General features: G+C 36.9%; 3 protein-coding genes. All 3 read left to right on the forward strand.

The window, feature by feature from the left end; genetic code table 11:
• Positions 1-24: 24 nt before the first annotated feature.
• The 3 genes from DW096_RS09850 (at position 25) to DW096_RS09860 (ending at position 6,323) form a co-directional block, all read left to right on the forward strand.
• Positions 25-2,586: a GH116 family glycosyl hydrolase gene (locus DW096_RS09850; protein ID WP_118930988.1), complete on the forward strand. Its 2,562-nt coding sequence runs from the start codon at positions 25-27 to the stop codon at positions 2,584-2,586.
• Between the two features lie 89 nt (positions 2,587-2,675).
• The gene (locus tag DW096_RS09855; protein WP_005823644.1) at positions 2,676-5,927 is read left to right on the forward strand and encodes a TonB-dependent receptor; all 3,252 of its coding nucleotides are present in this window, start codon (positions 2,676-2,678) and stop codon (positions 5,925-5,927) included.
• 12 nt (positions 5,928-5,939) lie between these two features.
• Positions 5,940-6,323 carry a RagB/SusD family nutrient uptake outer membrane protein gene (locus tag DW096_RS09860; RefSeq protein WP_233555716.1) on the forward strand — a complete coding sequence of 128 codons (384 nt, stop codon included), beginning with the start codon at positions 5,940-5,942 and terminating at the stop codon, positions 6,321-6,323.
• Positions 6,324-6,356: the final 33 nt, after the last annotated feature.

The raw sequence follows: 6,356 nt of genomic DNA on the forward strand, positions 1-6,356 counted from the left end.
AATAAATCATTAAAAAAATGATATATGAAAAATGGATTTTATTTTTTAGGTCTATGTATCTGCTTGTGTTTATGGGCTTCTTGCTCCAGTATGGAAGAAGTACGTGATTATAATGAAAAATATACGGGAGAGTATACGAGCAGGATTGCTTTCCCTATTGGGGGATTGGGGACGGGAATGTTTTGTGTAGAAGGTAGTGGTGCAATTTCTAATATGAATATTAGGCATAAAACTGAGATGTTGAATGAACCGACAATGTTTGCCGGATTATATTTGAAAGGGGTAGATAATGGTAGTATTGTTGTGGAAGGACAAGTACCGGATTGGAAAAAATTTGGCCAACCACAGTCAACAAAAGGATACGGCGGCACGTGGGGATTACCTCGATTTAAAGATTGTGATTTTGAAGTAAAATTCCCTTTTGCCAAATTGAGAATGAGTGACGATGAACTGAAGATGGACGTGACAATGAAGGTTTGGAATCCATTTATTCCTACAGATGAAAATAACTCAGGGCTTCCAGTTGCTGGTTTTGAATATACGTTTAAAAATAAATATGCTAAAGAAGTAGAAGCCATATTTTCTTATAATTCAAAGAACTTTGTAGATATTCGTAATGGAGGAGCATCTATTAGGCCAATTGAAAATGGTTTTATAATATCACAGAAAGGAACAGAAACGCAGCCGTTTCATCAGGCTGATTTTGCAATCTTTACAGATGAACCGGAAACTAAGGTTAATTATTGTTGGTTTAGAGGATGGTCTTTTGACTCATTCACGATGTGCTGGAATGAGATGAGCAGTGGGGTAATTAAAGAAAATCCTGCTAATATGGCGGATGCTCCCGGAGCTTCCTTGTATGTACCGTTTAGATTGCAACCGGGAGAGTCAAAGACAATCCGTTTATATATGGCATGGTACGTTCCTTTCTCATTAGTTCGTGAGGGATTGGAACCGATTGATGATGTAGATGTACCTATCGTACCTGTAGTTAATGAAAGAGGAGAGCCCGCAGGCTATATTGATACTTCCATTCAGTTGTCCGATAAATACCGTCCCTGGTATAGCAGTAGATTTGCAAATATAGAGGAAGTCGCAGACTATTGGATGAAAAATTATAATACGTTGAAAGAAAAAACAGAGCTGTTTACTGATGCATTTTATGCTACAACTTTGCCTGCTGAAGTTGTTGAAGCTGTTGCTGCTAATCTTACTATATTAAAATCACCTACGATTTTTCGGCAATACGATGGTCGGATGTGGAATTGGGAAGGTTGCGGTAATGAATATGGCTCTTGCTATGGTTCTTGTACACATGTTTGGAATTATGCTCAAGCTATACCTCATTTGTTTCCTAAAATGGAAAGAACACTGAGGGAAACGGAATTTTTTGTTAGTCAAGCTAAGAATGGGCACCAAGCATTTCGCTCTGCACTTCCTATCCGACCCATCAGACATAATTTTCATGCAGCAGCTGATGGGCAGTTAGGTGGTATTATGAAAGTATACCGTGATTGGCATATATATGGTAATGACGAATGGTTGAAGTTGATTTATTCATACGTACAGAATAGTCTTGATTATTGCATTAATACGTGGGATCCTAAAAGGAAAGGTGTTATAGAGGAACCTCATCATAATACTTATGACATTGAATTTTGGGGGCCTAGTGGTATGATTAATAGTTACTATACTGGCGCATTACAAGCATTTGTTGCTATGGGTGAACATTTGGAGAAAGATATGACAGAATATAGAGAGTTGCTAGATAAGAGTATTGACTACATGGAAAATCAATTGTACGACGGTGAATATTTTATTCAAAATATTCGTTGGAAGGAGTTGCAGGCTTCTGATCCGACGAAAGTACAGTCTGTCAATTCTAATTATTCGAAAGAGGGTTTGGATTTATTGGAAAAGGAAGGGCCGAAATATCAATACGGAAAAGGCTGTTTATCTGATGGAGTAGTAGGAGCATGGCTTTCTTTGGTCTGTGGACTGGACGAGGCTATAGATAGAAAGAAAATATTAAGTCATTTATTGTCTGTTCATAAATATAATTTAAAGAGGAATCTCAGAAAACATGTAAATCCTCAGCGCTCGACTTTTGCTTTAGGTGATGAAGGAGGCTTATTATTATGTTCATGGCCCAAAGGAGGAAAGTTACAACTTCCTTTTGTTTACTCCAATGAGGTATGGACAGGTATTGAATATCAAGTGGCTTCTCATTTGATGTTTGAAGGTGAGGTTGAGAAAGGACTTGATATTGTCCGTACTTGTCGTGATCGGTATGATGGAAGAGTACGTAACCCATTTAATGAATATGAATGTGGGGCATGGTATGCCCGTGCAATGTCTAGTTATGCTATGCTCCAAGCTTTGACTGGAATACAGTATGATGCAGTGGATTCTACTTTATATATTGATTCAAGGATGGGTGATGATTTTACGTCTTTTTTGTCGACGGAAACAGGTTTTGGTAATGTTGGTCTAAAAGATGGTAAACCTTTCATTGAGGTGAAATATGGGAAGATTGATGTGAAAAAGTGCTTTGTTTCTGACATAGAAACAGATTTTGTTAATTGATAGAGAAAGGAGGAATAATGGAAATAAGAAGAAAGTAATTATACAGTGGTGAATCTAATAATAGTTTGAAACACAAATAATCAAAAAAAATGAAAACAATAGACATTAAATCTAATAGCAGGATATTACATTGGGCATTTTATATTTTCCTTTTTACTGTTTTGAGTGTGGGAAGTGTATATGCATCGGAAGATACTCCGTCTGTATTATCCACTAATCAATCAGAAAAGAAAACAGTAAAAGGAAATGTGATGGATGAATATGGACAACCATTGGTGGGGGTAGCTGTACAAGTTAAAGGAACTTCATTAGGTGTTGTTACTGATTTGGATGGAAATTTTAGTTTTAGTATTCCAGTTGATAGTCGTGCCTTGTTATTTTCTTATTTGGGAATGAAAACTCAAGAGGTATCTGCCAATAAGAGTAACTATAAAATAGTGATGGTAGAGGATGCCACCCAAATGGAGGAAGTTGTAGTCATTGGGTATGGTTCTCAGTCTCGTGAGAAGATTACGACATCTGTGACCAAGCTTGATAAAGAGGCTTTGAAGAATGTACCCTATGCAAATGCAGCTTCAGCCTTACAAGGTACAGTGTCTGGTGTACGTGTGCAAAGTATTTCAGGGCAACCAGGTGCAGAACCTCGTATTATAGTCCGTGGTGGTACTTCCATTAATAATCCTAATGGTGCTACTCCACTATATATTATTGATGGTGTTATGAGGGCGAATATGGTTCATATAGCTTCGGAAGATATTGAATCCATCCAAATTCTGAAAGATGCTGCTGCTACTTCTATTTATGGAGCCCAAGGTTCAAATGGTGTTGTAATTGTTACTACTAAAAAGGGGAAGGCCGGTAAAACCAGAGTTGAATATAGATATAATCTGACAATTTCTGATATTGGTAAAAAATATGAATTTGCCAATGCTGAAGAATTTTTGACCCTTATGAGGAAAGGTATGATTTCACCAGCGAAATTTGGAAAAGCTACCGAACAAAGATTGATAGGACATTTAGGTTATGGAACAGGAAATGATCTGACTAATAATACTGCCTTCTCTACTCAATACTTGACTGATGAGAATCGCTATAAATTAGATCAAGGGTGGAAATCAATGCCAGATCCAGTAGATCCGAGTAAGACATTGTTATACTCAGATACTGATTTTCAGGATAAAATTTATCGTACTGGTTTTTCTCATAATCACCATATTGAAGTTTCAGGTGGAACGGAAAAGGCTACCTTTAATATGGGATTAGGGTATATGACTAATGAAGGAACTGTTATTACAACTTCATATAAACGGTATAATTTTAGTTTGAATGGTTCTTTGCAAGCACGGGATAATTTGAAAATTTCAGCTAGAACTACTTATTCAAACTCGTTTACGTATGGTTCTCCATTAGCTGCAGATGCAACATTCTATCGTTCACCGGCTGCCTCACCTACCACTAAATTCAGATTTGAAGATGGTAGTCTGGCTCCAGGAGCTGCCCAGTATCTGGGAAATGCTGTATATCATATGAACAAGGCACAAAGAGAGTATGACTATCAGAATTTATCAATAGGAGTAGATGCAGATTGGACTATATTGCCAGGATTGTCTTTCAAACCAGCTCTTTCTTTATTTGAAGTGAACAGTAATAACTATACTTTTTGGGATGCTTTTTGGAATGGACCGAGAGATTATATAACTACAAGAAATGCAAATGCTGATACTTACAAATGGCGGCAATATCAGGCAGATGCTGTATTCAACTATGTTAAATCTTTCAATGAAAAACACAATTTGAATGTAACAGCTGGTTATGCTTATTATTTTAGGAAAGAGGCCCGTTTAGCAGCTGCTGGTAGAGGTGCTTCTACTGATTTGATTCCTACTTTGAATGCCTCAAGTGTTCCTGTAAGTGTGAGTAGTTCTATTACAGAGCGATCTATGCAAGGTATTTTTGCTCGTATAGGGTATGATTATAAGGATAAATATTTGATTTCTGTATCTGCAAGATATGACGGTGCTTCCAATTTGGGTACGAACAACAAATGGGGATTTTTTCCTGGCGTGTCATTAGGGTGGCATGTGGATAAAGAAAAGTTCTGGTCATTTATGCCTGAGAATCTAATGCGTCTGAAATTGCGTGCCAGCTATGGAGTAAATGGTAATATTTCAGGCTTGGGGGATTATACGGCTCAAGGTAGTTATAGTGTAGGTTCTAAATATTTAGGTAATGCAGGTATCACTATGGGAACTATGGCAAATCAAGACTTGAGTTGGGAGGAGTCTAAGACATTTGATATCGGTACTGATATTTCCTTTTTTAATAATCGGTTAAACTTTATCTTTGATTATTTCAATCGTACCACAGATAATTTGCTGACAAATCGCACTTTACCTCATTCTACAGGCTTTGGCTCTATTTTCACTAATTTAGGGCGTTTACAAAATAGAGGTATTGAGTTGGAAATGAATGCAAGAATATTACCGGTATCCAGTTCTATTCAATGGTCATTAGGTTTTAATGCCTCGAAGGTGACCAATAAAATATTGAAGCTGCCAGATAATGGGGTTGAAAATAATCGGATTGGTGGTGAGTACATTTGGGATGCTAAACTGGGTAAACATACTTGGCAAGGTGGTTTACAGGAAGGAGGACGAATTGGAGATTTGTTTGCCTATAAGATGATAGGTGTATATTCTACTGATGAGGAAGCACAGAATGCTAATGAGCCGATAGATAATGTTATTACAGTCCCTGATAAAACCAAATATGGTGGTGATGCAAAGTGGCAAGATACTGATGGTAATGGTGTGATTGACAGTAAAGACCGTGTATATGTTGGTAATATTTATCCGGATTGGACTGGGGGTATTAATACTTCTCTATCTTATAAAGGGTTCGATTTGTATTGCAGACTTGATTTTACATTGGGTCATACCATATATAATTTTGCCAAAGGCTTTTTGGATTATAATTGGCAGGGTGATAATAATATGACGAAAGATGTCGTAAATCGCTCCTGGAAAGAACAAGGTGACAAAGCGGACATGCCGAGATTCTATTGGCATGGTGATCGTGGACAGCAGAATGCTATCCGAGGTAGCTCTTTGTATCATGAATCAGGAGATTTTCTAGCCATTAGAGAAGTTTCTTTAAGTTATACAGTTCCTGCAAATATCATACAAAAGATTCGTTTAAGCGGACTTCGGTTTACGGTTACGGGAAATAATCTGCACTATTTTACTAAATATTCTGGTCTTAATCCAGAAGAAGGTGGACAGGATAATGGTAGATATGCTATGCCGAGAAATATTATTTTTAGTGCAAATGTATCATTTTAATAAAGTAAAGTTATGAAAATTAGAAATATAATAAATAGTACAATAGCTTTGTTTATGGTCCTGACATTTGCTTCTTGTGATGCACTAGACCTTAAGCCAATAAGCTTTATAACGAATGAATCTTTCTGGCAGACAGAAGATGACGTGAAGGGTGCGTTAAATGGTATTTATGTCCAGTTACGAGGAGCTGCTGAACATGATTTGTATATATTGGGGGAAGCGCGTAGCGAAATACTGACTGTAGGTATCGGTGGATATGGCGGATATGATATTTATTATTATAATACGTTGACACAAGCTAATATGCCTATATCCTGGATACGTTATTATCAGATAGTCAATTCATGCAATCTTCTTTTAAAGTATGCTCCCAATGTGACTTTTAATAACCCTTAATTCCGCAACACTATTATAAAATATTTTTTTTAA

It is taken from the genome of Bacteroides sp. AM07-18, from assembly GCF_003602695.1.
Classification (GTDB): domain Bacteria; phylum Bacteroidota; class Bacteroidia; order Bacteroidales; family Bacteroidaceae; genus Bacteroides; species Bacteroides uniformis.